Origin of the sequence: Neptuniibacter sp. UBA6509, assembly GCA_002435145.1 — a bacterium.
GTDB lineage: Bacteria > Pseudomonadota > Gammaproteobacteria > Pseudomonadales > Balneatricaceae > Neptuniibacter.
This window is the reverse complement of the sequence record DJLT01000115.1, coordinates 61556-87555: the sequence shown is the minus strand read 5'-3', so window position 1 is coordinate 87555 and position 26000 is coordinate 61556. Positions and strand designations below refer to the sequence as shown.

Genomic DNA, 26000 nt, shown 5'->3' with positions numbered 1-26000 from the left:
GATTCAAGAGCACTAGCGATTCAACAACGCATCATTTGTGGGGTACTTTTCCAGCAACTCAACTAGCTTTCTTGCACCGTCAACCGGCTTCAAATCGGTTAAACCACGACGTAACGCCCTAACCTTTTCAAGATCTTTTGCATTAATCAGCAACTCTTCTCGGCGGGTGCTGCTTTTTGCAATATCGATGGCAGGAAATATACGACGATCCGCTGCTTCCCTCGATAAAACCACCTCCATATTGCCCGTGCCCTTGAACTCCTCAAAGATCACTTGGTCCATCCGGCTGCCGGTATCCACCAGCACCGTAGCTAAAATTGTTAACGAACCTTCATTTTCGATCTTTCGTGCTGCGCCAAAAAGCTTACGCGGGATCTCTAAAGCCCTCGCATCAACACCACCCGACATTGTACGGCCACTGCTTTTGCGCTCAGCATTATGTACCCGTGAAAGCCTTGTAAGGGAATCGATCACAATCATCACATTATGACCTTCCCCTGCTTCTTTACGTGCTTTATCAAGCAACTGATCCGCCACACGAACATGGTGCGCGTAGCTTTCATCTGAAGAAGAAGCGTGCACCTCGGCCGACACACTTCGCTTAAAATCAGTGACCTCTTCCGGGCGTTCATCAATCAGCAAAGCATAAAGTTTTATCTCAGGGTACGCTTTCCCCACAGCCTGACAAATATGCTTTAACAGCGTTGATTTACCCGACCCCGGTGGCGCAACAATCAAACCACGCTGCCCCATTCCGATGGGCGCAATAAGATCAAGTGCGCGAATAGAGTACTGCGAAGAACCTCGTTCTAAAGGAATACCCGGCGTGGGATGTATTGCCACACCATGCATAAAGCGCTTTCGAGGATCATCATCTACTTGAGCGACAGCCTCATTTTTAGGCTTTATCTCTTTCTTTCTTTTAACTTTCAGCGACAAAATCTTTCGGGTCATTTGATTAATCTATAGCTCAGGTAAATTAAGTATTGTTCGACGCTACATCGCTGCCGAATAACATTTAAGCATTTCAGTTAAAAAGTGGAATTCAGACGAGTATAAACGATACAAAGCACAGACGGTGTTCTAAAAGAATTTAACCCAAAAAGAAAACAGTTCACTGATCAATATATTTCTAACAGGATATAAGAATAAAGGTTTTCTGTGAATCAAACTAAGCCTTGAATGTTATTAAATAATTTATTTCTTAAATTACTCTTAAGAAACCCTTAAGAAAGCAACGTTAATGTAGTCGCCATCAATAAATGGAGGCGGTATATGAGTGTTGCAACGCTTACGAGAAACGAACTTTCGACTCCCGAGTCAGATGTTTTGTTGGTGACCAACCCACAAAACAAAGAGAGAGTTAGACAGTTTGCTGAAGCACGTTTTAAAGCTGCATATGGCGCTGAAGTTAATGATTTTCTACCCAACGTTCTGGCGTTACTCGATAGTCAGCATGCGATAAAAGCATCAGCGGGTTATCAATCTGCTGATGCTTCAAGGCTGTATTTAGAGCATTACTTAAATCAGTCAGTAGAGGAAAGTATCGCTCATAGTTTAAATATCAAAGCCCCCCAGCGCAGCGAGATTTTAGAAGTAGGCAACCTTGCATCTTCTTCCCCTGGATCCACCCGTCGCTTAATTCTAAATCTTGCCTGCCACTTTGAGAAACTAGGTTACCGATGGCTTGCCATTACAGCTACTCCTCATGTTCGTAACAGTTTTGAAAAGCTAAATATTGGTTTTAATCTTTATCCTATTGCTAAAGCTGAAGCAGAGGCCGTAAAACACACCGATTCGTCTTGGGGGAACTATTACGATCACAACCCAGAAGTGTATGTAGGTGATATTCGCTTGGGTATTAATACACTCAGAAGCAATCCTATTTTATCAAAGTTACTGCAACGTCAAGGCCTCCCTCTTAGTGATCAGGGCATTTCCATTCAAACCTTGGAGAGTAAAAAATGAGCGAGCTATTATCGCGAATTAAGGCTTATTCTACTTCTAGGCCTACCAAAATCGCTTTAAGCAGTGAGCTGACTCAGCTCAGTTATTCAGAATTACAAAGTAAAATAGATAATCTGTCCTCTTCGCTTGAGACTATTAATTGTCATTCCGTAGGAATTTGGCTGGATAATTCAGTGGATTGGGCTGTCATACAATTGGCAGCGATGCATTTACATATCACTGTTATCCCTATTCCAACGTTCTTCAGCTCCTCGCAAATAGAGCATCTAATTTCATCTACACAGATGGATCTGATCATTGCGACATTTGAGTACGCAGAGCAAAATACCGATTTTCAATCGGTTGACTTAGAATTTCCAAATGCTCCACGTTGTAAAAAACTCTACAGTTGTTTACGTACAAGGCGGGGTAAAAACGAACACTTATTACCCGCTAACACGTCACTCATTACTTTTACATCGGGTAGCACAGGCACACCGAAAGGCGTTTGTATTAGTGATGATCTAATCGATCAAATGTGCTGTTCGCTCAATTCGGTTACCCAAACATTAGATATAAAAAAACACTTATCTCTATTACCTCTGGCGGTAATGTTAGAAAATATCGCTGGGGTTTTTCTACCTTTATTTGTTGGAGAAGAAGTCACAATCGATGCATCTACAAGTACGGGTTTAACTGGTTCATCAACACCGGATCTGCAAACGTTAGCCACCTATTTAGAAAAACACGATTTTAACAGCCTGATCCTGACACCCGAATTACTCAAGCTTCTTATTCTTTTAAAGCAGCAAGGTCTCTCACTTGAACATCTCAAATACGTTGCTGTTGGCGGAGGCAAAGTTTCACCAGCATTGCTTCAACATGCTCATGCACTGGAAATACCCGTTTATGAAGGTTATGGCTTAAGTGAATGTGGCTCTGTCGTTGCCCTAAATACCCCCGATGCTTGCAAACCAGGAAGTGCTGGCCAGCCCCTGCCCCATTGTAAGATAAACATATCAACACAAGGAGAGATACAGGTACAAGGTCCAAAAATGCTGGGTTACCTAGATAACAGCTTGCTCAACGATGCCTACATCGCTACAGGGGACCTTGGGTATTTAGACGATGATGGTTTTTTGTACATAACAGGCCGCCGTAAGAACGTTCAAATTAATAGTTTTGGTCGAAATTTCAGTCCGGAATGGGTTGAATCTGAAATTAACGGGTTGCCTGGCGTTATTCGTTCTGCCGTCTATGGTGACGATAAGCCTTTCATCACTGCAGTGATACAGATGTTACCTACGCTAAGTCATAACATGCTTTGGCAACGGTTAGCACACCTCAATGAGACCTTACCTGATTATGTGCAAATACAGCACGTCGTGCAGATGCACGATTCTGATATTGCCAATGAAGAATTACTAACTCCGAATGGGCGAATCAAACGCGACAACATTCAGAATTTCTATGGCCCCAAAATAGAGGCGGGTTACCTCGCTGAAGCATGTAACGATTAAGGGATAAATATGAGTTTTTTTAACACGCTACTTCAAGACACAATTCCGGCTCAACAAACATTGTTAAGTCGGCCAGTTATTCAGGAAACCTTATCCGGCGATATCTCTTTAGCCCGTTACCAAGCATTTTTGATTGAGGCTTATCATCACGTAAAACACACAGTACCGTTGTTAATGGCTTGTGGTTCTCGTTTACCTGAAGAGTATAACTGGCTTCAACAAGCGATTGCTGAATACATTGAAGAAGAGATCGGCCATGAAAAATGGATCCTGAATGACTTGGAACAAACAGGCCTTGATCCCTTAACAGTTAAATCTAGCTGCCCTTCCTTTGCAACAGAGTTAATGGTTTCCTATGCCTATGATCAGATCGATCGTATCAATCCACTTGCTTTTTTTGGCATGGTTCATGTTCTTGAAGGAACGAGTACCGCACTTGCAACACAGATTGCAGAATTAGTTCAAGCGAGCTTAGGCCTACCTGATAGTGCATTTAGCTACCTAACGTCTCATGGTTCTCTTGACTTGGAGCATGTGAAATTTTTTGAAGAATTAATGAATAAAATCGACAATCCGAGTTCGCAGGAAACTATTGTCCATTCTGCTAATGTGTTTTACTACCTATACGGCGAAGTACTTTCGTCTGTGGAAGGTGCTGAATGATAAGTTCGGACAAAAAAGTACTTGTCATAGGGGCTTCAGGAGGAATTGGCAGGACAGTGTCTCGACTTCTATCGCTTCAAGGTAGATCGTTAGTATTATCAGGGCGCAATTCAGCTTCTCTACAGAAAACTGTTGATGATTTGCATAATCCTGATGCACACGAAATTCTGGTCGCGGATATCACAACTGATATCGGAAGAATCGCACTCGCTTGTAGAATGGAGCAAGGTGATATTGAGCATCTCATCAATATTTCGGGAATCAACGAGCTCTCAGCTTTTACGGATCAAACAGCAAACTCAATTGAACAGATCATTAATACTAATCTAACCTCTATGATGTTGCTGACTCGTGAGATTTTAGTACGAGTAAATCATGAGAAACCATTGTCGATCACCTACGTCGGATCGACATTGGGCGCTATTGGAATACCAGGATACGCAACATATTGCGCTTCAAAATTTGCCCTGCGAGGTTTTTGTGAAGCACTCTCTCGTGAACTCTCAGACTGCGCGATAAAAATTAAGTACTTTGCCCCAAGATCGACTCAAACCACAATGAACTCAGACGTAGCAAGCGCAATGAATACTGAGCTTGGTAATAAAGTCGACAGTGTAAATCTAGTGGCGAGGGAGCTATTGAAATTTATAGATAGTTCTGCAGAGAGTTTACATATCGGGTGGCCGGAAAAGCTGTTTGTCAAAATTAACGGGGCCTTCCCTTTACTGGTAAGTAACAACTTAAAAAAACAACTCCCTATTGTCCGTAAATATATTGGTTAAGTGAGCTCCCTATGAAAAAAATTGTAACCGTACTATCCCTAGTTTTTTTTAGCTTCAATCTTTTTGCCGCACCAATGGATAAGGCAATAGTGTCCATGCAAACAGAATGGGCGCACATAAAATATGAAGTAGAGAAAGATCAGCAAGAATCAATGTTTGAGGCGCTGGTCGACTCTACAGAAGACACCTTAAAGAAATACCCCGATTCTGCTGAGGTGCTTATCTGGCGTGCCATTATTTTAAGTACTTACGCAGGGGAAAAAGGTGGACTGGGAGCATTGGGCCTTGTGAAAGAAGCCAAACGTTTGCTTGAATTATCGATCGAACTTGATCCTTTAGCGCTTCAGGGCTCCGCTTATACTAGTTTAGGCAGCCTTTATTACCAAGTTCCTGGTTGGCCAATTGGTTTTGGCAGTGATAAGAAAGCAAAGCAGTATCTTGCCAAGTCTCTTGAGATAAACCCCGACGGGATCGATAGTAACTTCTTTAATGCCGATTTTTTAATCGAACAAAACCAGAATGCTGAAGCGAAACAAATGCTTGAGCATGCACTCGAAGCAAAACCTAGACCTGGCCGTGAGATAGCGGATAATGGACGTCGTAAAGAGATCCAAGAATTATTAAGTAAGCTTTAATCTAGATAAGCGATTTTATGAAAACATTGTTAGTAGAAGACGACCCCTTGCTAGGGCAAGGGATCGCAGATGCTCTGGACCACCATAACCATGTCGTTGAATGGGTGCGCACGGGTAAAGAGGCCCTTAGCTTTGTCACAGCCAGTCAATATGATGTAATTGTCTTAGATCTTGGATTGCCAGATATAGATGGTCTAAATGTTCTTAAACAGTTTCGCAACAGTAAAATTACGACCCCCGTTTTGATACTTACAGCACGAAACGCTTCTGGTGAGAAAGTCCTTGGGCTAGATTATGGTGCCGATGACTATATGATCAAACCCTTCGACTTGCCTGAGCTAATGGCACGTTTAAGAGCCTTGCAACGCCGTGATTCACTTCAAAAAACTCAGATTATCTCTCATACAGATATAGAGTTAAATCCAGCTAACAATTCCGTCTTAAAAAGTGGTGTACCGATCGACCTCTCCCGACACGAGTATGATCTTTTACAGCATTTAATGAATAGACCTGAACAAGTATTTAGTCGAGAAATTCTTGTCGACAAACTCTATAACTGGGACAACGATGTAAGTAGTAATACGATTGAAGTTTATGTACATCACTTACGCAAAAAGCTCGGAAAAAACATAATTAAAACGGTCAGGGGAATTGGATACAGGCTAGGGGATGCAACTGTATGAATTCAATTCGTTCTTACTTAACTTATACGCTTGTGATCGGAATAGGTCTTGCGATAGCGATATCTATTGCAATGAGTTATCAACGAATAACCCATGAAACCGAAGAACTCTATGATGCCGAACTGGCTCAGGTTACACGTATTCTCGAAGCAGTGTTAAGTATTGAGTTTGAGTTCACCGGCGTTCAGATTTCCGATACTGTAAGCGAAAAACAAAAGCTCGTCATTCCACCTAACATTATTACCGATGGTGATTACGATAAGAGCGGCCATAAGTATGAAAAAAAACTCGCTTTCCAAGTCTGGAGCCGAAAAGGGGTCCCTCTTCTTGGAAGTAATGCAAACGATACCCTGCTGACCTTTAGCGACCAAGAGGGTTACAGCTATGAAACTATTCAAGGAAAAGAATGGCGCACGTTTGTACTTTATAGTGATTACCTATCAATTTGGATTAAAGTCTCTCAGTTGGTTGAAATCAGAGAAGAAGTCACTCACGAAATCGCATCGATAAACGCATCAATCTTGCTTATTTCGCTGCCCGTGATTTTTTTGCTGATTACATTCATTGTGCGAAGAGGCCTCGCGCCCCTTAATGAGATAAACCAACAAATATCTATCCGGAATAACAGTAATTTAAGCCCGCTCAGTTTTTCCAAAGTCCCCAATGAATTAAAACAAGTCGTAGATTCTGTGAACCGACTCATGTCTTCACTAGATAGCGCATTAGAAAGGCAAAAACGTTTTACCGGTAATGCTGCCCACGAATTAAGAACCCCGTTAGCTGCGATTAAAGTGCATGCCCAAAATATCTATCCCGACAATGAACGATTAACCAAAATTCAGGGACATATTGTGTCTGGTATTGATAAGTTAACACACCTATTTAATCAGCTAATTACGCTCAGTCAGGCCGAATGTAACCAAGACGAAGAAAAGAAAGAAACTATCAACCTTCTCTCATTTATCAGCGAGTTGATAACCGAGCTAGCCCCCACAATTGAAGAAAAATCGATAAACGTAGTACTCAAGATAGACAACCAAATCACGCTAGACGCGAACAGAGGTACCTTATCTATATTGCTACGAAACCTGATCGACAATGCGGTTAAGTATGTCTTACAAAACGGAAATATTGAGATTGAAGTGAGTAAGACCGACGATAGAATTAATATAGCGATATCTGATGATGGTCCCGGCTTAACCACAGAACAAAAAAAACAGGCTTTTGAACGATTTTATAGAGCCGCAAGCCAAGATACCTTCGGTTGTGGTATTGGTTTATCTATTGTTAAAGAAATATGCGAAGGCAGTCATTTTCGAATTGATCTTTCTGATTCCTGTATTGCTGAAACAGGCTTAACTGTCAGACTGTCAGGGTAGTAAAAAAAGCTACAGATGAGGAAAACTTCTCAGTTTTTTGTAAAAGCCTACGCATAAACTTTGATCTATCTACGCCGTCAATCTAATAACTTTATGACTGCATTTATCTTTAAATTTTTGGGTATTCGAAATACTTGGTTGGAATTCACAGTTAGGGGAATAGGACTACCTTGGACACAGTATAAACGAAAAAGTCAGCAATTACGCTGACTTCAGGACGGTATAAGATAAATTAAGACTTGGATATGGTGGAGCCTAGCGGGATCGAACCGCTGACCTGTTCGCTGCCAGCGACTTCAGGACAAAAACTTAACCACTTGAATTTAAATAGTTTATTTAGACTTAAGCGTACCTCACCTCTACCCCTTTATTTAACAATAAACCAGACTAATGAACCAGCATGTCGGATACAAGCAGCACCGTCATACCATCTATTATCTTATACGAGCAGCTGCGCTCACGATCTAAAGACCACGCCGACGCTGATTGCCGCATTTTTTTGCCAGTTAGGATTTCGCCTGAACTATCCTGCAACTCACCAATACCCAAGCGAGGCGCTAAGGCGCTGAGATATGTCCGGGCGTAACCCGGCTTGCTATATGTGCCATGTTTTGCATATTAAATTTCCTGAATTGCAGGCATAAAAAACCCGCTGGGTAGCGGGTTTAAGAATTTGAAATTACAAATCAATTAGTTATTGATACAACTGCTCTTGACATAGCAGCCGTCATATCGGGGGAATGACCATTAAAACGATAATCCAACTTCCCAAGATTGAAAAATTCCTTATCTAGCAAAACTTTTAACATAACCGCACCAGCCTTTTCACTGGAGTCAAAGCTTTCATCATAAGCATAAATATAGAGACACATAAAAACTTTCAGATCATTTGTTAGCGTACTTACTATAATCGACAGCAAGCGCTCATCCCCTTCCGACAAAATAATCTGCACAACAAGTTTATCTATCCACTCTTGCCAAAACCACTTTTCATCAAATAATAAAACAATACAATCCCGCTCTATCTCACCATCTATCAACATTAACCCGTTAAAAAAATGCGTCGTAGGCTTCAAATTTACACCGAACGACCCACGAGCTTTCATTTGGACCGAAAAATCAGAATAAGCCTTAAAATGCTCAAAAAAAGCATAGGCCCGCTGCTGTGACTCTTGCGTTGCAACTAATTCCAGCTGAGCATTTTTAGAACCCTCTAACTCATCACGCGTTAGCCTCATCTCATCTACACTAAGCTGAACCTGATCCTTAGTAAGCTCGAGCATTTCAACTGATTGATTAACAGAATCCCGTGTTGCATTTACCCCGTCCTGCGCTATCTGGTTTGTTTTTTGGGTTAACCGTATCGTCAGAATCAGCAAAACAATCGTAATAAAAGCCAACAACGGGTTAAGCAAACCACCGACCACATCACCTAGCGCACCCAGATTAGCCCGAACTTCTGCCTCATCCGTTTCACAATAACCAAAACAATTAACGACCTCTAAAGGCGAAGGCAATATAGAACCTGCCACAAACCAAACAACTGACAACACTAGCGCCAAGGCACCCGCAGAAAACCAAACCGGCCACCACGCTTTAAAATGATCCTTCATTAATAACCTCCCATGATTTAGGAGGCCATTATATTAGAGATCATATTTATTGATAGCTAAGCATCTTAATATTAAGGGCGAACCGTCGAGCCAACAAAACGCCAAAGTTTAGGAAAAAATGTGGTTTAAATACAAAGAGTAGGCTAGATCTAGAGTGAAAAAATCTAAAGAAATAATAAGTGAAATCAGTTTTTGTCCGGTGGACACAAATAATTCTTGTCCGATTAGTGATCACTAACCGTAGAAACCCCGTAGTATGGTGGAGCCTAGCGGGATCGAACCGCTGACCTGTTCGCTGCCAGCGTCTTCAGGACAAAAACTTAACTCATTGATATAATTATAAAAAACCATCTTGGAGCGTACTCTCTATTTAAGCCCCTATTACTCCTAGTTGGACATCACCTCTATACCCGGTAATATCAAATCAAACCTCAACGGAAAAGGACTTCAGTATGAGCAAAAAAGAAATGAAGAAAACAGAAGCTAGGTCTTGGATTAATAAAATTCAGCAGAGCCAATCTGAAGAATATCGCCAACTTTGCGCGAAGAAACTAGTTTCAGCAACATCACATCTAGCCTTCAGGTATACACAAAATACAGCCTTTAGAGCCTGTATCGTTGACACTCCTCCTCTAGAAGTAAGCAGAGTAAGCTATCCCCCAACAGATATAGTTCAGACATCTCTTGGAAGATGCAATAGAGCCGGTTCAGCTGTCTTCTACTGTACCCCACAACCCTATGTGGCAATCTTAGAAGTAAGGCCCCAAAAGGGTGATTTAGTGGCTGTATCCCAATGGGACATAAAAATACCTTTTGCAGCCAAACCAATAGGCTATTCAAACGAAGAGCTAATGATACGAGATCGAGGCATACCTGAAAGAATCGCTAGAAGGCAAGCAGCATACACCCCAACTTTTAGCTACATAAACAACCAATTTCGTAAATGGTTCACATGCACATCTGATGAAAAATACCACCTGTCATCTTTAATTTCCGAGGAAATGATGAGAGAGAACCTATCAACCCCTCGCACCCCAGATGACCACGATCGTTTTGCTATTATGTACCCTTCAATATGTTTCGATAAAATTCCAAACAGCATCGGACCTCAAGATAATTTTGCATTTTCTACCAAAGCAGTTGACGACGGAGTCCTTGAACTCTCACGAGTCTACATGGTCCACATTACAAATGTCATCGAGCAATTTAGCATCATTGAATATGAGACCGTGGCGCGATCAATCGGAATGCAGAATGGAAAAATTATTTGGATGCAAATAAAGCAAGGAGATAAAACTCTTGGCTATTGGAATGGTGGAAACCTAAATTCATATTCTAAATTAAAATAAACTCCTCTCTATCGAATGTAATAACCCCACCGCATCACCACTTCACTCCAGCACCAAACCAACGCATACATAACCCAGCGCCTAACCACATCTATCTGCAGTTCTTCCATCACGTCTAGGAACGCAGTATCAGCCACATGCCTATTACCAGGGTGCAGTTCTAGCATCCGGTCATGGATAACTGCAGCGACAAAGTAACGCCCATCAGGCGGGAACCATACAACACCCAGCGCTAAGCCAACGCCTAACCAGATCCACCAATCAGACCCAAACGCCGGAGCAAGCAAGATTAAGATAGCACCGATCAGGGACAAAAAACGGGGCACCGTGGCCCCGTCTGTTTCAAACCCTGCAGGGGCGGCATACCCCAATATAATCACCGGCTCTCTTAGCCTATACTTGCTACGCTTTAACCAGTGATCAGACCTAATAATATCGACAGCTATCGATTCCATATAACCTCACTTAATCGGCTTCACAAACATCACCCACCGCTTGTTCGGCGTGCGATGACCGTAAAACCAATAATAGTTAAATCCATTTTTTATTTTGTTAATTGTGTACGGTGGGTTTGCATATGTTGAAGCCTGATCATCAATATCACACAGCACATGCTTATAACCGAACTTCAAACGCGCCCCTGTTCGATACCACAGCGGGATCATAATAAACTCACCCAAGCCAATCTGAGGAACCTGTTGATAATTGGCGTGCTGCCCCGTGGTATAACTCCCCACATCAAGCATTGAAGGCGTATCTGTTGGTACATCGTAATACCACCAATAATAATTATCTGGCGTGCCGTATGAGCTTGCATTCACATGCGGTTGGTTAATCCAAAGCGTTGTATTAAATGAATCATACTTTTGTGCGTTTAACCGCTCACGGCCTGAATCAAACACCAGATCTTGAGCCGCGTTATATACCCGCATAGCAAACCTATCATTGCTTGGGCCTGCATGTTTATCTGATATAAACGCATGAACACAGCCAGCGGGTGGCGTGTAGTTAATCGTTGCAGCAACAACAACGCGATAGGAACCGTCACCGTTATCACTCAGTGAATAAATCCCAAGCGCTGGCCCCAACAAACTATCATCAGATGTATTTGGGATCTTTAAAAAGACAATGGGCATCGCAGGCGCGTCAATGTCGACATACCACATCTTTCTATAGTCCCAGCCACTACACCCAGGCACGTTGATTTTCTGAACGCTAAATTTACCCAACGCAACAAAACCGGGGTATTCATCATCAATTAGCGCAATGCCGTTTTCATTCACTGCTTTAATTCCATAACTCATAACGGCGCACCACTCACCCAAATCATCAAAATGCTTTTCCCCTTATTATATGACTCAGTCAACCATGTCCCTGTTGGGGCTTGGTATGCACCATATTCAGGATAGAAGTATCGAATTTTAGGCTCATCAGTTAACTGATCTTCTGCAGTGACCATGTGAAAAACCTTATGCTTCGATATATTGTCGAGTCCGCCAACAGGATAACTTACCGGCATAATCACCCGGCCCGCCAGCTCAGGAAATTTCAACACCCCAGACGATCCCGCGCTCAGTGTAATTTGCTTGAAAAAAAATGAGGTAGTTGCCTCTGTACCAAATACCTCATCACCCTCTTCATCAAAAATAGACAAGCCATAATTCACGCGTCTCTATCTCCTATCTGCACACGCAAGTTGCCATTATCATCAAAGACCTTAATTACATCATCTGTGATTTCAGTACGGGCCCCCGTGTCTGATGACTTAACCGCCAACTTACCTTTAAAGACTAAATCACCGCTGTCTTTATCCAGGTAAAGTAAACCGTTATCGGCATTTTTATTACCTTGGCCAATCCAAAACGGGTAAGTACCTGAGCTGTTCAGCTCTACACGCACACCATTAATTGTTGATGTTGTATAAGATCCGCTGGTTACCGCGCCCAAATTTGCACTGATTGCAGCAAGACTTCCCACACTCATTACATCAGCAGTGACAGCATCCGCAGCTAGATGAGGTGTTTTGATACTCCCTGGCGCAATCTCTGTTTCTGTTATTAAAGACTTCTTAACAGAAAACGCAGATGACACTTGCATTCCATCAGTACCCCACAGATCAAATGCAGCTACACGCACCCAGCGCTCAACATCATCATTAGGAAGCGCGATCATGATTAAGCGTTCATCAGCTTCACCCACTGCAATCAAATCATCTGCAGGCGTGAAGGTTTCAGAATCACCCAGCCAAACCCTAAAACCAGCAAAGTCGGTTTCAGTTGGGGCCGTCACTTGAATCATTGCAGTACGCTGCACAACATCCACAACAACAGAACCAAGCGCACCCATCTGGGTATTTGATACACTTATTTCAGCCGGATTTAACGAGGTATCACCAAACTCACTCACACCCCAAACCCGCACATCAAACACACGGCCAACACCATCATTCCGAGCATCCAAATAGGTATATTCAAACCCTAATGAATCAACCTCAGTTGCACGCACAATCGTCCCATCAGGTTTAATAACCTCAATAAGATAACGCTCAGCGCCTTCAGCTGCAGACCAAGAAAGCTTGAGCACCGGCCCCTCAAATGCTTCAACCAATGCCAAATCAACCACATCATCAGGCCGCGGACTGATAGAACCAATGGTGAATTCCTGTTCAAACCAAGGCCCAACTGAAACAGCCATTGCAGCAATACGCAGATCAAATTCACCCGATGGGACATCAAGCCGCGCCCACACCTCAACAGTGCTTTCCAATGTTCGCCAGCTCACACGGTCATCAGTGCTGATTTGGATAATGTAACGCTCTGCATTCAGAACAGGGTTCCAACTTAAATTCAGCTCTGGAACTTGCGCAGTACCACCCCACTCCCAACGCAAACCGCTTACCTGTCCCAACGGTTTTTTGATGACATCTGCAGGCACAGGCACAGGCAATGAACCTGAATCTATTTGCTGATCAAATGTATGAACAATAGAGTTATCAATGACGGCCTGAACTTGGAAATCATGGCCACCACTATGCTCAACACCACGCACAATAAACTGCTTTGCAAACTTACTTGCAGGCCCCGCAACATATTGGGTTTTATTTCTTCGCCAGCCCGTATATAAATCAGCATTATGCGTTGAGCTAATCAAAACATGGTGTTCATCAGGCCCCGCAGTAATAACAAACGGGCCTTCTGACTTACCCTGCTTATTTCTGAAAACAATATGCCAATCTTCATCTTCTGAAACTTGTAGGGGCTCACTTAACTGCAGTAACTGATTTGAATCATCACCCACGACAACATCAAGCAGATCACCACCCACGCCCCACTCTGCAAGCCCATGACTTAAATGAATAGCATCACCGTATAGCGGCAACGCGCCATCCAACTCAGTTTTAAAGCGAGCTGCACGATTGCGATAAACCATATCAGCCAACATAAAGACACCTTCACGGAACGCCTGCAAGCGGTTAGTAATACCTTCTTTCTTGATACGCTTCGGGCGCACAGAATCACAACCAGGTAACACACAAAGCACCGTTGTATATTGCCAAGTAAGATCATCCATATACTCCAATTCAATAGAGTCATAATCATCTTGCTCAACATTGGTCCAACCAAGGCTAAACGATCCTGCCTTCATGTTTCGCATACTAAAAGGATATTGCGCCGTGCGCGGCTCATCACGCACCATACCGAACTTCGGCAACTGCACAGGCTTAGCCCGCCCAACTGCACAAATGATTTCCAGCGCTCGCCAGAAGCTGCCACGGGTATCAAACTCATAATCAAAGTGATCACCGCGGTCATAAAACACATCAGCAAGGCGCTTAAGCTCAAACAAATCTAGATGACTATCATCATAAGCACCGCCCCACTCACCCTTTACCACATCGCAAAACGCCCAAGCCGGGTTTCTTGTTGGCACTGGATCGGTCCACTCTATACCCGTCCACGTTGGCAACAATCGCTGACGCATTACATTAATTTTTCGTTCTGAACGGGTAGAGATCTGATCTGTAACTTTAATTTTTACAGCCCAAACAGATTCATCATAAGTTTGATCAGTTGCCATATGCGATCGCAATTCAGCCCATACAATGTGATCTTGATGACGCACGGAATCGGCCAAAGGAGTTGCTGAAGTTCTACGCATTCGCACTTGATAGCGATCTTCATCAAGCCCTACCTGATATGTACGACGAACAGGATCAACGGTTTTCTCTGATACGGTAAAAGTTCCACCCGAAACCCAACCGCCCACAGGTGCATCCAAGTCATCAATCACTTGGTACTGCAGCTCAACCGTCACCGAAACAGAGGAAAGCGCCCCCGTTGTTTCGCTTTGATGATACATACCACCACGGCTTACTAAATCGAACTCAACACCATCAACCGTTCGACCTGCATCACACAGCACATGCGCAGCTGTCCAGCCGTCATACTCTGTTTCATTGGGCGCAAACAGCTCAATATTCCCTACCGTATCAACCGTTGTAATATCAACAGGGAAAAGATCAACACGCTCACCAGGGCCATAAAGCTGATGTTCTATACCCTCAAAATTCCCAAAGCCAGTATCACCCACTTGCGGATCACTCAGCTCATACAACCCCTCACCTATCGAGAGAATATGGAAAAGGTATTGATCACCCCCGATATAACGCCGAAAAGGCTGGCTGGCAAAGCTAGGCCAAACACGATGCAACCCATAACCGACTGATACAGGCTGCCCAAGGCGTGCCGTATTACCCTGAATTTCAGCATTATAGGTAGGTGATTGATCAGGCAGATCAAAGAAATTAGGCGCGGAAGGCACCGCAGGCTGCATCATAGACGCCATATAAGACGCCGCAGCAATGGATACAACCGCGATCGCAATTGTAAATGGATCAAAACCAAACGGACGCGGGACCACAACCAAATGATCAGCCGCTTTTAACTGATAACGCCCCCATGCTTCAGGCTTAAATTCAGCACCGTTAAGCAGCACATAAATAGGCTGAAGTTCACCAGGTAAATACCCCTGAACCGCTTCAGCCAAATACTCTTCAAACGTTATGCTATTAATGATCTGCTCTGCAGCTGAAGAACGGTCATAAATAGAACTCTGCATTACTAATACTGTCATCGCACCGGCAACCAATATTCAAATTTCTTCATACCTTGCAACTGCAGTCGATGGATATTCTCCAACACAACCCCAGCACCCCGCCGCGAATGCAATACACACCCACCATTATGCGGCACCCATAGCCCAACATGATGAAACATTCGCGCCTTACTCATTAACACCACAGCACCCGGAACCGGCCCCTGCAGCTGCCGCCAATTACCGCTTTCCTGCTCTGCTAGCACCGTATTATGAAAAAGCGCCCAATCATCACCATCAACCTCCAAATGACGATCAGGCAAGCAACCCAAGTGACCTAAACCCTTATAAACAACACCAAAGCAATCATAAGAATGCGGCCCCGTGGCGTATTTCTCCCAGGGTAAATACAAGTATTCCTGAACCCATTCAAAACCTTCTAGCGGCTCCATGATTTCACCTATTCAATAAGACCGGGATGCGTTGATATGTCATACAAACGGCGCGGGAACTGCATATTTACAGGATCTAAAAATACGGCAGAAGCCGTCACTTCCTGCGAATTGGCTTGAGGCTTAGATATCACCAATTCCTCAACCTCTGCCGGGTAACTTAAATCAGTGCTGGCATACTTTCGCAGAATGCAGCGGATCGGCACCCGCGGCGGTGGCATATCAGCAACACGCTCAAGCTGTTCAATCACCTTGCGAGACACCGCACTTATCACCAACCGAGCATCACGCCGCCCCTGCACACCTTTCTTTGGCCAACGTACTGACCAAGGACCGGGCTCAAAAACAGCCGTATCACCCGTTTCAAGCGTTACCTGTAAAGAATCAACACTTTCACGCACCATACGCCAGCTTCCATACACCCCGTCATCAGTCAGAAAGGCCGGATGCTTTAGCTCTAACAGCTCATAAACGATAGAGCCTTCAGGATTACTCGCGTAAATCTCACGCAACAACTCTTCTGCAGTTGGCATCACTCACCCTCGACAATCTCAAACCAGTTGCCATCACCATCGCCCAAACGCAGAAACTGATAACCCGAATCAATCAGCTCAGTATTGGCCACCACTTCAGCGCAACGGTTATCAAGAATCCAACCTTCAACCGACAACACCAAATGACCAACACGGTTTTCAGTAAAGCAATAGATAAGATCAGACTTAACGCCTTGCGTGTTCAAATATTCACGACACCACAGTGCAAAGTCTTCACAATCACCCATTAGCCCAGGCTCCCAATGCTCAGCTTTTCCATACTGCTCAGCATCGGACACATATACATGGCGTTTTTTCGCTTCTGAAAAGACTTGCTTTAATAGATCTACATTAACCATTAGCAATGCCCTCCACGTTTTCTAAGCTCCACACACCCCGGCAACGGCTCAACCTTCACGCCTGTTTTAAAGGGCACCGGTTCATAAGATGCAGGCTGTTCTTCAACAGCACTACAACCACTCATCGGCACTAAAATCAAAGCAAAAAAAAGGGCAGCTAATAGCCACCCTGTTGCTCCGCCCAAATGCTCAATCTCAAACGGTTTCATCAAGTACCACCTCAATTTCAGGAGGATCAAGTTCTAACAGCAACCGAGCCTTTTCATCTTCTAATGATTTACGGCGATCAACTGAACCTAAACCCTCACCTTCAACATAGGCTTTCAATAAATCATCCGTGGGCAATATGCGAATCACCGCAATGCTTAGCTCAATCGCATCTTCAATCACCGCACCCGATGACCGTTGAGCAAGCAAACGCCAATCTTCAGCGGTCATCGCTGTTAATTGACCCAGGCTTTCATCAAGCACCGCCACCGCTGCACCATAGGCAGGGCTTGGAATGGTTATCTCAATCCCCTCATCATCTAAAGACTGCACCGTCTCAGGCAATGGATTTTCACCATTCAGCAAACCATCCATTTTAACAAACAGCCGCAGCGCATCTTGATGAGCAATCGCCACAATCAGCTTTTCATTGGCTGTTTTCATTTGTGCAGCAAGATCACCACCCGCAATTGCTCGCGGTAAATACTGCTCATTACGAAACGTCCGCTCGCCTTCTGTTAATGGACGCAAGCCCAGCAGCTCAGCATCATTAACACGCGCCAGCATGGTTTCATCACCATGCACTTGCTCTTGCTGTATAAACAGCTCTGCACGCTTTCTGATCTGGTTACGTGTCCAAGGCTTTTGATCTGTTATTAAATTAATCATGGGCTATACCTCCACCGCATCACAATCGATATCAAAAGACCCCGGCGCAACAGCAAAGCGGATAAACCAACGATAACCGTCATATTGAGCCGTCCAATCATCCTGTGAACCTTGACGTTTTTTAATGCCGCCAATGTAGGCACGCACAGGCTTCCACCCATATGAGAGATAGAAGTCTGTTTGTACTGAATCGCCTTCACCCAGCTCAAAAGGCTGTACTGACTTACCCGATTTAACAACCGGAGCACGCAAGTTCTTTTCAGGCTGCTTAACCCAAACACCTGCAGAGCCACCCACGGTAATCTCACCATCATCAACGGCTATACTTGAGATATCACCCACACCCGGATCAACAACGATCGACTCTTCAAACGTAGTACCCCGCTGAGTTAAACGATGCAATTGACCGTCATCACATGCAACCCAATCATCACCCCGCGCAGCATCATGCGCTAACGCTTTAACTGAGTCAGTTAGCATTGAAGGCTTTTTAAGCTTGTTGAGCATATCGCGGTGCATGTCACGTATTTGGTCGGGCGATGGGGCAGAGTATGACGCAACCACCATCGCCAAATCCCTAGAATGAGTACCCGTGTAAAAACCCGAACCAATTGTCAGATCTGCCGCTGAAAAAGACTTACCCGTAATATCAATCTCTTTAACTTTTTGACAATCAACCCAAATCTCAAACACATCCACCCGCACAACCAAACTTAGAGCCTGCGCATCACCAATTGGCAGAACCCCAATTATATCGTCATTGTTATACGTGACCCCATCGAGACTCAACTTAACTCTTTCACCATTCAACCACGCGTGCAGAATACCTGCACCGCCCGCAGACGATGTATCACCTACTGTGAAAAGCTCTCTGTCTCCCGTACCACCAGATTGCACAGTTGTCGTTAATGAAAACCCAGACTGAGAGGCATTAAAATCAGGAATAACCAAATAATTACTAACGTCAAACCCACTCCAAACCGCAATATCAGAGCCAGCAGGCTTGGAACGGTTGAGAGTGCCATGAATAATGGCATGATTGTTTCGACCTGAGTGATCATCCGTCTCTATGCCCGCCGACACATTAGAAATGGCAGCGTCAGCCCCTGCTGCATTCATAACCCACAACAAACTACTCGTGGCTGAGGCCGCAACAAAACTTAAAATAACTTCTTCATCTACAACCATTGAGCCTGATGCTGCAAGGGTACTTCCAGTCCCACCACCCAATGAACGGGCATACATAATTACCGATGCGTCATTACTATCTAATGTGCTTTTTACAAAATAACGCTGCCCAACTATCGTGGAAATATTAACCGTCGCCCGCGTCTGATCACTTAATTGACCATCCATTGTAAAACTCGATAAAGATACCTCGTTTACTACAGTGTCATATGAAGCTGGCGCAGCGTACCCGCCAATCACCAGCTCACCACCGACAATCACCCCTTCTTCTGCATCACACATCACTGCGGATTGAACATCGCCTGCAAGGAAAGGGGTTGTGTAATCTTCAGAAACAGAAGCAATCATGCCTGCATCTAGCTCTGAAGGATTCTCCGCAAGCACCGAAACACCATTAGACCCCGCGACTAGAGCAGAAGAAATCACAGTTCCACCCGTTAACGGCTTGACAACAACCTCTGTTGAATAAGTGGTATTAGAGCTAGTTAAAAGCACACCGGCTGATATTCCACCTAAATCGTAAATCCGCCCCTCATAGTCTCGCTTCGCCAGTAACCGCCCATCTTTTGTGTAAGCAACCCCATATACAAAGCCCGTCGAAGGCCAATTACTTACCAACCACACCCCCTCATTATTCGGCACCAGTTCTGAAACACCACCATCAGTCGCAACAGCAATACGCGGCATTGGCAAGCCAGATACTGGGTGCATAGGAGCATCGTCGGCAATGCGAGCAGCTATAGCATTAACAAACTCATCTACAATAACCACGGAATGCGATAATAAACTTTTACTAAAATCTATCTCCCCTAAGTAACCGCCATGCGCCGTATTGGCCGCTACTCTTCGCTGAGAATTAGAAGCATAATCCAAAACAATTAACCCTGACGCTCCATCAGTAGTCCCATCCCTCAAGCTTACAGCGATACACAAACTACCGCCGACTAGAGCAATAGCGTCCGTAGTCCGACCACCTCGCCACACGTTGCGCTCCCACTCTGCTATTGTTTCATTAACATGCTCCCTCCAAATAGGCAGGCCAGGCTTAGTCAGATCATGCAACACAACCTTCATATCCAACGCCACAACCATCACCCGCTTAGGCGCTCCCCACTTATAAGAATGTTCAGCCCAGATATCATCACTTACCGCTATATCCACAACATCGGTATAAGTATCAAGCAGCGCAGTAACAGCAGGAATTACATAATCCTCATCCCCTATTAATGTTGCCGTTACGCTGTCTTTATCCGTGGCAACCTGCGCTGCCAGCGCTTGCACTTGGCTTAGCTCATCTGTAATAGCCCCTTGCGCCGCAACTGCACGATCAGCATCCGCTTTGGATGCACCCGCCGATACAGCTGCACCTGATTCTGCAGCAACAGCACCGGCTTCAGCTGTTTCAGCCGCGAGCATGTTGGCTTCTGAATTGTTATTGGGTATACGGATATGCTCTTCTAGCTCACCCTCTAAGGATTTACGGGGGCCGTTGTCAGTTTCAAAGGTTGCATCTTTATCACCTGCAATGAACGTATCCCATTTTTCATCATTCGCAACGATGCGCTCTACCGCTTGTTTAATATCAGTCATTTACTCAACCGCCTTATTTAACTGTTCATCTATGTATTGAAGTTCGTATGCACCAAACTCCAACATATCGTTGATCTGTTCTTCAGAAAGATTCACCACCGGATTACCCCGCGTCACCACCTGCACGGCAATACGAAACCCGGCACCATCCACCCGTGATTCACCCAGCTTTACAAACTTGCAAGGTTGTTCAGCACGCCCGCCCCCGGTTCTTAATTCCATCTTGAACCAGCCATGCCCGCGGTTGATGGTGTTATGCACCCACCACCTGAAATAACCTTCTTGCTCCAAGGAGAAACGCAAAGTAAACCAGTGATCAACCAGCACATCCAAACTTGTGATTCTTGATGAGGGGAGCCCCGCTTCCATTTTGGTTGTCACGCTAAAATCACGGGGCTTAGATCGATAGTTCGCCAGTAAACCCAGCGGTAAATGCTCTCGCGGCCATGCCGGGAGAGCTTCATTAGTTTCTGCCATGAATTTACCTATCTAATATGAATTTACCTAAGCGATTGCCGCTGTAAGCCAAAGGCACCTTCAACTGCATCTGATGTGGAATTACCACCTTCAACAACTCGCCGCTCTAGCTCATCCATTGCAGCACCCACGTAGATATGCAGATCACCGCTTTCATCTGTTTGCTGCTCTGTTTGTTCAGTTGTGTGGATATGAATGACAGGCTGGGCAGCTGCAGCAACACCGGAACCGCCTTTTAAGTTGTTGCGATGCCGTGGGTCGCTTTGAGTGATAACCTCTTCCCCTACAATAAGCTTGGAATACATCTCTCCTTGCTTCAGCCGATCGCCATAGTTATCAGAGGGCTGACCCGCTATACCGCCCGTGTGATAGGACGGCATTTCTGTACCTGAGATTGTCGAAACAATACCCGCCGTGGCACTGATCACCGTGCCGATGGCCGGTATATTTGTGGGAAAAGGCAGGCTTGCAGCTTCTGCAATACCTTGTTGAATTTTGATAATGGATTGAGCAATTGCGAAGGCTTTACTTGCAGCGAACATTATCCGGTAGATACCCGACTGTTCACCGGCTGCAGACTTCATTACACCGGCAATACCATCAAATAAATTCTCATAGTTTTGCAAACGTTCTAGCTGTTGTTTTTGCTCTTGTTGCTGAAGGTCTTTTTGATATTTTTCCCAGTTTTTCAGGCTGGCCGCACGGTAGGCATCCTCACTAATGGCACGTACTGACAGCGCATTATCGAGTTTTTCTTGACGCTCTAACCATGCTTGGTCTTCAAGCTGTGCTTTGGTCATAAATTCCTGCATGACCAATTCATAATCTGTTAGGGCTTCCTCTTCACGCTTAAGCCTTTGCTCTTCAAGTTTGGCTTGGCGATCCTGCTCTGCTTTATCAGCATAAGCAGCCCGCAGCGTTTCAATATCTTCAAAACCTCGGCTTTCTATTTCAGCCTGGGAAAGCTGCAGTGCTTCAATTTTTTGAAGACGCGCAGCGTGCTGAAGATCAAGCTTCTGCAGCTCAGAAGCAAACTGCATATCTAACTGCGAAAGGTATACAACTCCGGCCTCTCTTGCCTGTTCTAGCTCTGCCGTTTTATGGGGGGAACTACTGGGCAATGTTGGCGGCTCATAATCACTCACCAGCGCACCGGAAGTACCTGAAGCAATGGCTTCCTCTATTTCTGCAATCTCTGCTTTGATGATACGAATGCGGGACTTACGCCGCGCTACACGCTCACCTTTGGTGCCAGTTTCACCCATAAGGGCATCCATCATGCCCGTAAAACCGCCGCCGTACTTTTTACCGTTTTCCTCAAGATCAACTATCTCTTCAGATAGACCACCCATCTCCTCCCTGAGTTCTTTCAAACGCTCTGTTCGCGTTGTCCCCAACAACGACTGCATATATTGAGCACCATCAGCAAGCACACCCACAAAAGGGATTACAGTGTTGCGCGTTAGGTCATCCCAAACTGCCTGCAGGTCTTTAATATCTTGATCGTATTCTTTAAATTTTTGTAATTGTGAATCTGTGAGCGCAACGTCCATTTCACGGTAGCGCTCTACCATTTGGCGAAACTGCTCACCGTTATTAGCAAGCAGAGGTGATAGCTTTGATGCATCATCCGCTAGAGATTCCAGATAGAAAACCTGCCGATCGGCGCTAACATTGGCATCGTCCATTGCCTTTTTAACTGCGATTAGAGCATCAGGGCCGGACATTCTTGCCAGCTCATCAGCTGTTAGGCCAACTTTGTCGCCTACTTGCTCAAAGAAATCAGCAAATTCACCCGCCCCAGTTGAGCGGAAATCACCAAGTTTGTCTTGCCAATCTTTAAATATATCTGCAGCTTTCTCAGCGTCGATCCCTACCTGCTCAGATGCATAGCCGATTTCTTGAAGGGTTTGAATAGAGAGCCTAGCGGCTACCGCTTGGGCTTCTAACTCACGCCCCAACCTTGCCGTATTCACCGCAACCAAATGCGTACCTGCAGCAGCAATAGCCGCCCCCGCCGATACAGCACCCATGCCACCTGCTACTAATGTAAGCCTACCTGCAGCCCCGGTCATCGGTAGATCGGTAGAGTCGAATCCATCAGCCATTAACTGAAGCATTCCGGTCATCCGCGTCCCGTGCTTTTCAGTTTTGCCAGCTTCCTTGCCAAATTGCCGCGTTTTCCCTCGCGACTTATCCATCCGAACATCGTAGTTATTACTGATTAAATCCAGATCAACCGACAGCGTTTGAAGCTTACGCTTCTTACTCATAACCTTCCCCCACAACAGCCTTGATATAGGCTATTTCCTCTTCTACCGATTTCGCTTGCACAGAAGATTTTTGAACCGGCAAACCATCTGGATGCATGGATTCCAAGCGCTCAACATCGTACTGATACCACTCGAATAATTCTGAAAGTGACATTTCAGCCAGTACGCGATGAATCACCGGAATCCCCCAGCGATCAGCTAATCCGCGGACGTATCTTCTGTTAGGGAGCCCTTTCCCCGCAAAAGCTCCAAGCGCTCAGCTATGCCGTTTACTTGATCTGCAGCTTCAAACAGCTCAACAATCAATGCCGCAGGAAGCTCTCTTATTTCCTTATAGAGTTCATCAAACGGCCGATCAGCACCGGGCTCAATGGAAGCAGCACTCACACGCGAGAAATAATCATAATTTGATGATGTGATTTCCTTTTGGTTGCGATCCTTCTCAACCGGATTATCACGCATCACCTTCTCAATCCACGCCAAGGAAGAGATCTCATGGAACGTGTATTCCTGACCTCTTACCTTCAGTGTCTCTTTTTTAATTAGCCCCTGAAACATTAGGTCCAATTCCCCCAAACAGGTTCGCCAGACCAATCAAGCGTGACATTGGCATAAATCTTTTCACCCACCTCATGCGTGATTTCAAAGCCTGACACAATGGCATCTGATTCCACTTGAGTTTTAGCAGCATCCGGCCAGTTGAACCCAAACTTGCGCGGATCATCGCTATTAAAATCAGCTTGCAAATCAGTGTGGTAGCCTTCTGAACGATCAAACTCCATTTTGAATGTAGATTGACCGCCATCACGCATACCACCAGTTTTCTTTTTCCAGTTGGTATCATCGCTGTAGCGGTTATCGTCCCTTACCTCTTTTGAAGGCGCGAATGAACCAAGCTCTACAATGGCACCGCCGATATCAACCATCACTTGCGGGTCAGAATCATCACCACGTACAAACCGTGTTCCATTACCAAATGACATAGTTTTTCTCCTAGTTAATCATCATATTTAAGCTGATACGCCAGCTCTAACGCCGAGTAAGTACCCGATGGGGAATCTGAATATGCAAAGCTTTCCATGAAGCTGTAGTACACCAAACCATCTAATAAGCGCTGCTCTTCCATAGCGGCTTCAATCCAGCTTGAAATTTTATCTAAGCGGTCATCCGCTCTTTGTGCTGGCGCTTTGGTATTGATGCGGATAATCAACGGAGCATCAGCTTGTGCGCCGTTGTTGACGTGTTCCCGCTCACCTGTTTCAAAATAGATATTGATAAAGTCTTCAGCTTTTTCAGCCTCTCCACGCGCTGTAAAAACATGGTGATGCGGTAGTTCTTTAACCGCACCGCAGACAATATCTTTCACTTTGTGACGGATAGCCTTGCGCCGTGCTGCAGATGTGTTTTCTAGTGGCATTACTTAACCCTTAATTTTGTTAATCTATGATTAATTTCATGCTGCAGAAGGCCATCAAAGCGCGAATTCATTAAGCGTCGAACGGTACGCGGGGCAATATCCTCAAGGGTTTTATCAATAGCAATACGCACTACATCAACATGGTGATAATTTTTGCCATCGCGCCTTGATACCTTGCCTGTACGCTCAAACACATGATCTTGAGCATTTCTACCCTTTGCGATAAACGCATTAGGAAAATGATGACCACCCCTTGCTTTGACACCCTTACCTTTGCGCATTGACCACCCACCACGCCCAGTATCACGGGGCTTTAAGCGGATAGCCGATAACCCCCTGACATATGCAGCAATCGATGCCACTTGCCGCCTTGGCGTAGCACGCCGGACGTAAATGCGTTTTCTGATGGACTTCTGTTTAATTGATAGCTGTTTAGAAACACCACGAATAATGCGCGTTCTACTGAGTGAAGCCGTTTTGTTAAGGGCAGATGCCGCCGATCGCGGGAGCACCTTGCGGCTTATATCCCGCATTAACAGATCCAACCTCACTATCTCTCTATCAAAACCCGACATCAGATATCCTCATGCACAACACGATGAAACGAATCGTTAACCTGCTCGATCATTTCGTGGTCTTCACTGACTAACGGCGTCACCAAATAATTAACCAATAAGCCATCATCAGAAACGGGCTTTACAATCCGCCAGCGCTCATCAACAGTCCAAATTTCATTACCAGGAACAACACCTTCAACCCGTGGTATTTTTATATAAGTCACCACGTCCTGAACATCACCGCCCAGCGTTAATACCTCAACATCACGTGTGATTAACGCCACCACTTCGATCAGCTCACCGGCTGGCTTCATGCCAACCAGCTCGCCAAAGTCATCAGCGTCAAAGAAGGTATCCAGATCTTCTTTAATCAGTTTCCGACTCATCAGATTCTTCCTCTTCAGAATCAGAACCTTCTCCGTCTTCAGAATCAGAAGCTTCTTCAACCGGATATGCTGCCTGCCCCGTACCCACTAATGTTTTTGAATCAGACTCCGATAATCCAACAGACTCACCCTCTTCAATCAGCTCACCACCGGCCCAAAAGTCCGACTTTGCAACTACTTCAACCAACTTAGCCATAATCAAAACCCTTAAAAAATTTACGTTGTTT

29 protein-coding genes are annotated in these 26000 nt (G+C 44.9%); 8 read left to right on the top strand and 21 right to left on the bottom strand.

The genetic code is table 11. The features are described from left to right. Nucleotides 1–12 precede the first annotated feature (12 nt). Nucleotides 13–954, bottom strand: coding sequence for a transcription termination factor Rho (gene rho, locus B4K11_RS14685; RefSeq protein ID WP_292953448.1), 942 nt, complete (start codon nt 952–954; stop codon nt 13–15). 321 nt (nt 955–1275) lie between these two features. Between rho and B4K11_RS14680 the strand changes: the two genes are divergently transcribed. Genes B4K11_RS14680 through B4K11_RS14650 form a run of 7 tightly spaced genes read left to right on the top strand, consistent with a single transcriptional unit; the run spans nt 1276 to nt 7609 of the window. Next, entirely contained in the window at nt 1276–1968 is a 693-nt protein-coding gene (locus B4K11_RS14680; protein ID WP_292953451.1) for a thermostable hemolysin, read from the top strand. Next, nucleotides 1965–3467, top strand: a complete 1503-nt coding sequence (locus tag B4K11_RS14675) for an AMP-binding protein (protein ID WP_292953454.1) — start codon at nt 1965–1967, stop codon at nt 3465–3467. Before B4K11_RS14680 ends, B4K11_RS14675 begins: the two co-directional genes overlap by 4 nt. A 9-nt stretch (nt 3468–3476) precedes the next feature. Continuing rightward, a complete protein-coding gene (locus B4K11_RS14670; protein WP_292953457.1) occupies nt 3477–4130 on the top strand; it encodes a TenA family transcriptional regulator in 654 nt (217 codons plus the stop codon). Beyond that, entirely contained in the window at nt 4127–4912 is a 786-nt protein-coding gene (locus B4K11_RS14665; RefSeq protein WP_292953460.1) for an SDR family oxidoreductase, read from the top strand. The genes B4K11_RS14670 and B4K11_RS14665 overlap by 4 nt, the downstream gene beginning before the upstream one ends. Before the next feature lie 11 nt (nt 4913–4923). After that, nucleotides 4924–5547, top strand: a complete 624-nt coding sequence (locus tag B4K11_RS14660; RefSeq protein ID WP_292953463.1) for a tetratricopeptide repeat protein — start codon at nt 4924–4926, stop codon at nt 5545–5547. Nucleotides 5548–5564: 17 nt separating this feature from the next. Continuing rightward, nucleotides 5565–6230 (top strand): response regulator, encoded by a 666-nt coding sequence (locus tag B4K11_RS14655; protein WP_292953466.1) that lies wholly within the window; start codon nt 5565–5567, stop codon nt 6228–6230. Then, entirely contained in the window at nt 6227–7609 is a 1383-nt protein-coding gene (locus B4K11_RS14650; RefSeq protein ID WP_292953469.1) for an ATP-binding protein, read from the top strand. Before B4K11_RS14655 ends, B4K11_RS14650 begins: the two co-directional genes overlap by 4 nt. A gap of 686 nt (nt 7610–8295) precedes the next feature. Here the strand turns inward: B4K11_RS14650 and B4K11_RS14645 are convergent. After that, nucleotides 8296–9222: a hypothetical protein gene (locus B4K11_RS14645; protein ID WP_292953472.1), complete on the bottom strand. Its 927-nt coding sequence runs from the start codon at nt 9220–9222 to the stop codon at nt 8296–8298. A gap of 452 nt (nt 9223–9674) precedes the next feature. Here B4K11_RS14645 and B4K11_RS14640 point away from each other — a divergent pair, with 452 nt between their 5' ends. Continuing rightward, nucleotides 9675–10571, top strand: coding sequence for a hypothetical protein (locus B4K11_RS14640; RefSeq protein WP_292953475.1), 897 nt, complete (start codon nt 9675–9677; stop codon nt 10569–10571). A gap of 8 nt (nt 10572–10579) precedes the next feature. Here the strand turns inward: B4K11_RS14640 and B4K11_RS14635 are convergent, their stop codons facing one another. The 19 genes from B4K11_RS14635 to B4K11_RS14545 are packed head-to-tail and all read right to left on the bottom strand — an operon-like array spanning nt 10580 to nt 25969. Then, nucleotides 10580–11026, bottom strand: coding sequence for a DUF1353 domain-containing protein (locus tag B4K11_RS14635; RefSeq protein ID WP_292953478.1), 447 nt, complete (start codon nt 11024–11026; stop codon nt 10580–10582). Between the two features lie 6 nt (nt 11027–11032). Next, nucleotides 11033–11875, bottom strand: coding sequence for a hypothetical protein (locus tag B4K11_RS14630; RefSeq protein ID WP_292953480.1), 843 nt, complete (start codon nt 11873–11875; stop codon nt 11033–11035). Then, nucleotides 11872–12237, bottom strand: a complete 366-nt coding sequence (locus B4K11_RS14625; RefSeq protein ID WP_292953483.1) for a hypothetical protein — start codon at nt 12235–12237, stop codon at nt 11872–11874. The genes B4K11_RS14630 and B4K11_RS14625 overlap by 4 nt, the downstream gene beginning before the upstream one ends. After that, nucleotides 12234–15704 carry a host specificity factor TipJ family phage tail protein gene (locus B4K11_RS14620; protein ID WP_292953485.1) on the bottom strand — a complete coding sequence of 1157 codons (3471 nt, stop codon included), beginning with the start codon at nt 15702–15704 and terminating at the stop codon, nt 12234–12236. Before B4K11_RS14620 ends, B4K11_RS14625 begins: the two co-directional genes overlap by 4 nt. Beyond that, nucleotides 15701–16117 (bottom strand): hypothetical protein, encoded by a 417-nt coding sequence (locus tag B4K11_RS14615; RefSeq protein ID WP_292953487.1) that lies wholly within the window; start codon nt 16115–16117, stop codon nt 15701–15703. Before B4K11_RS14615 ends, B4K11_RS14620 begins: the two co-directional genes overlap by 4 nt. Before the next feature lie 8 nt (nt 16118–16125). Beyond that, complete coding sequence (locus B4K11_RS14610; protein ID WP_292953490.1) at nt 16126–16650, bottom strand: DUF1833 family protein; 525 nt, start codon at nt 16648–16650, stop codon at nt 16126–16128. Next, entirely contained in the window at nt 16650–17009 is a 360-nt protein-coding gene (locus tag B4K11_RS14605; protein WP_292953493.1) for a transglutaminase-like cysteine peptidase, read from the bottom strand. The genes B4K11_RS14610 and B4K11_RS14605 overlap by 1 nt, the downstream gene beginning before the upstream one ends. Continuing rightward, a complete protein-coding gene (locus B4K11_RS14600; protein WP_292953496.1) occupies nt 17009–17218 on the bottom strand; it encodes a hypothetical protein in 210 nt (69 codons plus the stop codon). Before B4K11_RS14600 ends, B4K11_RS14605 begins: the two co-directional genes overlap by 1 nt. Further along, nucleotides 17205–17885, bottom strand: coding sequence for a hypothetical protein (locus B4K11_RS14595; RefSeq protein ID WP_292953499.1), 681 nt, complete (start codon nt 17883–17885; stop codon nt 17205–17207). Before B4K11_RS14595 ends, B4K11_RS14600 begins: the two co-directional genes overlap by 14 nt. A 3-nt stretch (nt 17886–17888) precedes the next feature. Continuing rightward, on the bottom strand, nt 17889–20663 hold the full coding sequence (locus tag B4K11_RS14590; protein ID WP_292953502.1) for a hypothetical protein: 2775 nt from the start codon (nt 20661–20663) through the stop codon (nt 17889–17891). Continuing rightward, on the bottom strand, nt 20664–21140 hold the full coding sequence (locus tag B4K11_RS14585; protein WP_292953505.1) for a hypothetical protein: 477 nt from the start codon (nt 21138–21140) through the stop codon (nt 20664–20666). A gap of 23 nt (nt 21141–21163) precedes the next feature. Next, nucleotides 21164–23413, bottom strand: a complete 2250-nt coding sequence (locus tag B4K11_RS14580; protein WP_292953508.1) for a hypothetical protein — start codon at nt 23411–23413, stop codon at nt 21164–21166. Beyond that, a complete protein-coding gene (locus B4K11_RS14575) occupies nt 23406–23591 on the bottom strand; it encodes a hypothetical protein (RefSeq protein WP_292953511.1) in 186 nt (61 codons plus the stop codon). The genes B4K11_RS14580 and B4K11_RS14575 overlap by 8 nt, the downstream gene beginning before the upstream one ends. Before the next feature lie 20 nt (nt 23592–23611). Next, a complete protein-coding gene (locus B4K11_RS14570) occupies nt 23612–23971 on the bottom strand; it encodes a hypothetical protein (protein ID WP_292953514.1) in 360 nt (119 codons plus the stop codon). Next, entirely contained in the window at nt 23971–24396 is a 426-nt protein-coding gene (locus B4K11_RS14565) for a phage tail tube protein (protein ID WP_292953517.1), read from the bottom strand. The genes B4K11_RS14570 and B4K11_RS14565 overlap by 1 nt, the downstream gene beginning before the upstream one ends. Nucleotides 24397–24410: 14 nt before the next feature. Then, nucleotides 24411–24830 carry a hypothetical protein gene (locus tag B4K11_RS14560; protein WP_292953521.1) on the bottom strand — a complete coding sequence of 140 codons (420 nt, stop codon included), beginning with the start codon at nt 24828–24830 and terminating at the stop codon, nt 24411–24413. Further along, a complete protein-coding gene (locus tag B4K11_RS14555) occupies nt 24830–25405 on the bottom strand; it encodes a phage tail protein (RefSeq protein ID WP_292953523.1) in 576 nt (191 codons plus the stop codon). The genes B4K11_RS14560 and B4K11_RS14555 overlap by 1 nt, the downstream gene beginning before the upstream one ends. Then, complete coding sequence (locus tag B4K11_RS14550) at nt 25405–25773, bottom strand: hypothetical protein (RefSeq protein WP_292953526.1); 369 nt, start codon at nt 25771–25773, stop codon at nt 25405–25407. The genes B4K11_RS14555 and B4K11_RS14550 overlap by 1 nt, the downstream gene beginning before the upstream one ends. Further along, a complete protein-coding gene (locus B4K11_RS14545; protein WP_292953529.1) occupies nt 25754–25969 on the bottom strand; it encodes a hypothetical protein in 216 nt (71 codons plus the stop codon). The genes B4K11_RS14550 and B4K11_RS14545 overlap by 20 nt, the downstream gene beginning before the upstream one ends. Between the last annotated feature and the right edge of the window lie 31 nt (nt 25970–26000).

Excerpts from the sequence above, each read along its gene's own strand:
- B4K11_RS14565 (WP_292953517.1), bottom strand. The coding sequence starts at position 24,396 with ATGTCATTTGGTAATGGAACACGGTTTGTACGTGGTGATGATTCTGAC.
- B4K11_RS14635 (WP_292953478.1), bottom strand. The coding sequence starts at position 11,026 with ATGGAATCGATAGCTGTCGATATTATTAGGTCTGATCACTGGTTAAAG.
- rho (WP_292953448.1), bottom strand. The coding sequence starts at position 954 with ATGACCCGAAAGATTTTGTCGCTGAAAGTTAAAAGAAAGAAAGAGATA.
- B4K11_RS14680 (WP_292953451.1), top strand. The coding sequence starts at position 1,276 with ATGAGTGTTGCAACGCTTACGAGAAACGAACTTTCGACTCCCGAGTCA.
- B4K11_RS14560 (WP_292953521.1), bottom strand. The coding sequence starts at position 24,830 with ATGCCACTAGAAAACACATCTGCAGCACGGCGCAAGGCTATCCGTCAC.
- B4K11_RS14570 (WP_292953514.1), bottom strand. The coding sequence starts at position 23,971 with ATGTTTCAGGGGCTAATTAAAAAAGAGACACTGAAGGTAAGAGGTCAG.
- B4K11_RS14640 (WP_292953475.1), top strand. The coding sequence starts at position 9,675 with ATGAGCAAAAAAGAAATGAAGAAAACAGAAGCTAGGTCTTGGATTAAT.
- B4K11_RS14610 (WP_292953490.1), bottom strand. The coding sequence starts at position 16,650 with ATGCCAACTGCAGAAGAGTTGTTGCGTGAGATTTACGCGAGTAATCCT.
- B4K11_RS14595 (WP_292953499.1), bottom strand. The coding sequence starts at position 17,885 with ATGATTAATTTAATAACAGATCAAAAGCCTTGGACACGTAACCAGATC.
- B4K11_RS14555 (WP_292953523.1), bottom strand. The coding sequence starts at position 25,405 with ATGTCGGGTTTTGATAGAGAGATAGTGAGGTTGGATCTGTTAATGCGG.
- B4K11_RS14550 (WP_292953526.1), bottom strand. The coding sequence starts at position 25,773 with ATGAGTCGGAAACTGATTAAAGAAGATCTGGATACCTTCTTTGACGCT.
- B4K11_RS14670 (WP_292953457.1), top strand. The coding sequence starts at position 3,477 with ATGAGTTTTTTTAACACGCTACTTCAAGACACAATTCCGGCTCAACAA.
- B4K11_RS14585 (WP_292953505.1), bottom strand. The coding sequence starts at position 21,140 with ATGGCAGAAACTAATGAAGCTCTCCCGGCATGGCCGCGAGAGCATTTA.
- B4K11_RS14630 (WP_292953480.1), bottom strand. The coding sequence starts at position 11,875 with ATGAGTTATGGAATTAAAGCAGTGAATGAAAACGGCATTGCGCTAATT.
- B4K11_RS14620 (WP_292953485.1), bottom strand. The coding sequence starts at position 15,704 with ATGACAGTATTAGTAATGCAGAGTTCTATTTATGACCGTTCTTCAGCT.
- B4K11_RS14650 (WP_292953469.1), top strand. The coding sequence starts at position 6,227 with ATGAATTCAATTCGTTCTTACTTAACTTATACGCTTGTGATCGGAATA.
- B4K11_RS14600 (WP_292953496.1), bottom strand. The coding sequence starts at position 17,218 with ATGAAACCGTTTGAGATTGAGCATTTGGGCGGAGCAACAGGGTGGCTA.
- B4K11_RS14665 (WP_292953460.1), top strand. The coding sequence starts at position 4,127 with ATGATAAGTTCGGACAAAAAAGTACTTGTCATAGGGGCTTCAGGAGGA.
- B4K11_RS14675 (WP_292953454.1), top strand. The coding sequence starts at position 1,965 with ATGAGCGAGCTATTATCGCGAATTAAGGCTTATTCTACTTCTAGGCCT.
- B4K11_RS14590 (WP_292953502.1), bottom strand. The coding sequence starts at position 20,663 with ATGACTGATATTAAACAAGCGGTAGAGCGCATCGTTGCGAATGATGAA.
- B4K11_RS14655 (WP_292953466.1), top strand. The coding sequence starts at position 5,565 with ATGAAAACATTGTTAGTAGAAGACGACCCCTTGCTAGGGCAAGGGATC.
- B4K11_RS14545 (WP_292953529.1), bottom strand. The coding sequence starts at position 25,969 with ATGGCTAAGTTGGTTGAAGTAGTTGCAAAGTCGGACTTTTGGGCCGGT.
- B4K11_RS14615 (WP_292953487.1), bottom strand. The coding sequence starts at position 16,117 with ATGGAGCCGCTAGAAGGTTTTGAATGGGTTCAGGAATACTTGTATTTA.
- B4K11_RS14605 (WP_292953493.1), bottom strand. The coding sequence starts at position 17,009 with ATGGTTAATGTAGATCTATTAAAGCAAGTCTTTTCAGAAGCGAAAAAA.
- B4K11_RS14645 (WP_292953472.1), bottom strand. The coding sequence starts at position 9,222 with ATGAAGGATCATTTTAAAGCGTGGTGGCCGGTTTGGTTTTCTGCGGGT.
- B4K11_RS14580 (WP_292953508.1), bottom strand. The coding sequence starts at position 23,413 with ATGAGTAAGAAGCGTAAGCTTCAAACGCTGTCGGTTGATCTGGATTTA.
- B4K11_RS14660 (WP_292953463.1), top strand. The coding sequence starts at position 4,924 with ATGAAAAAAATTGTAACCGTACTATCCCTAGTTTTTTTTAGCTTCAAT.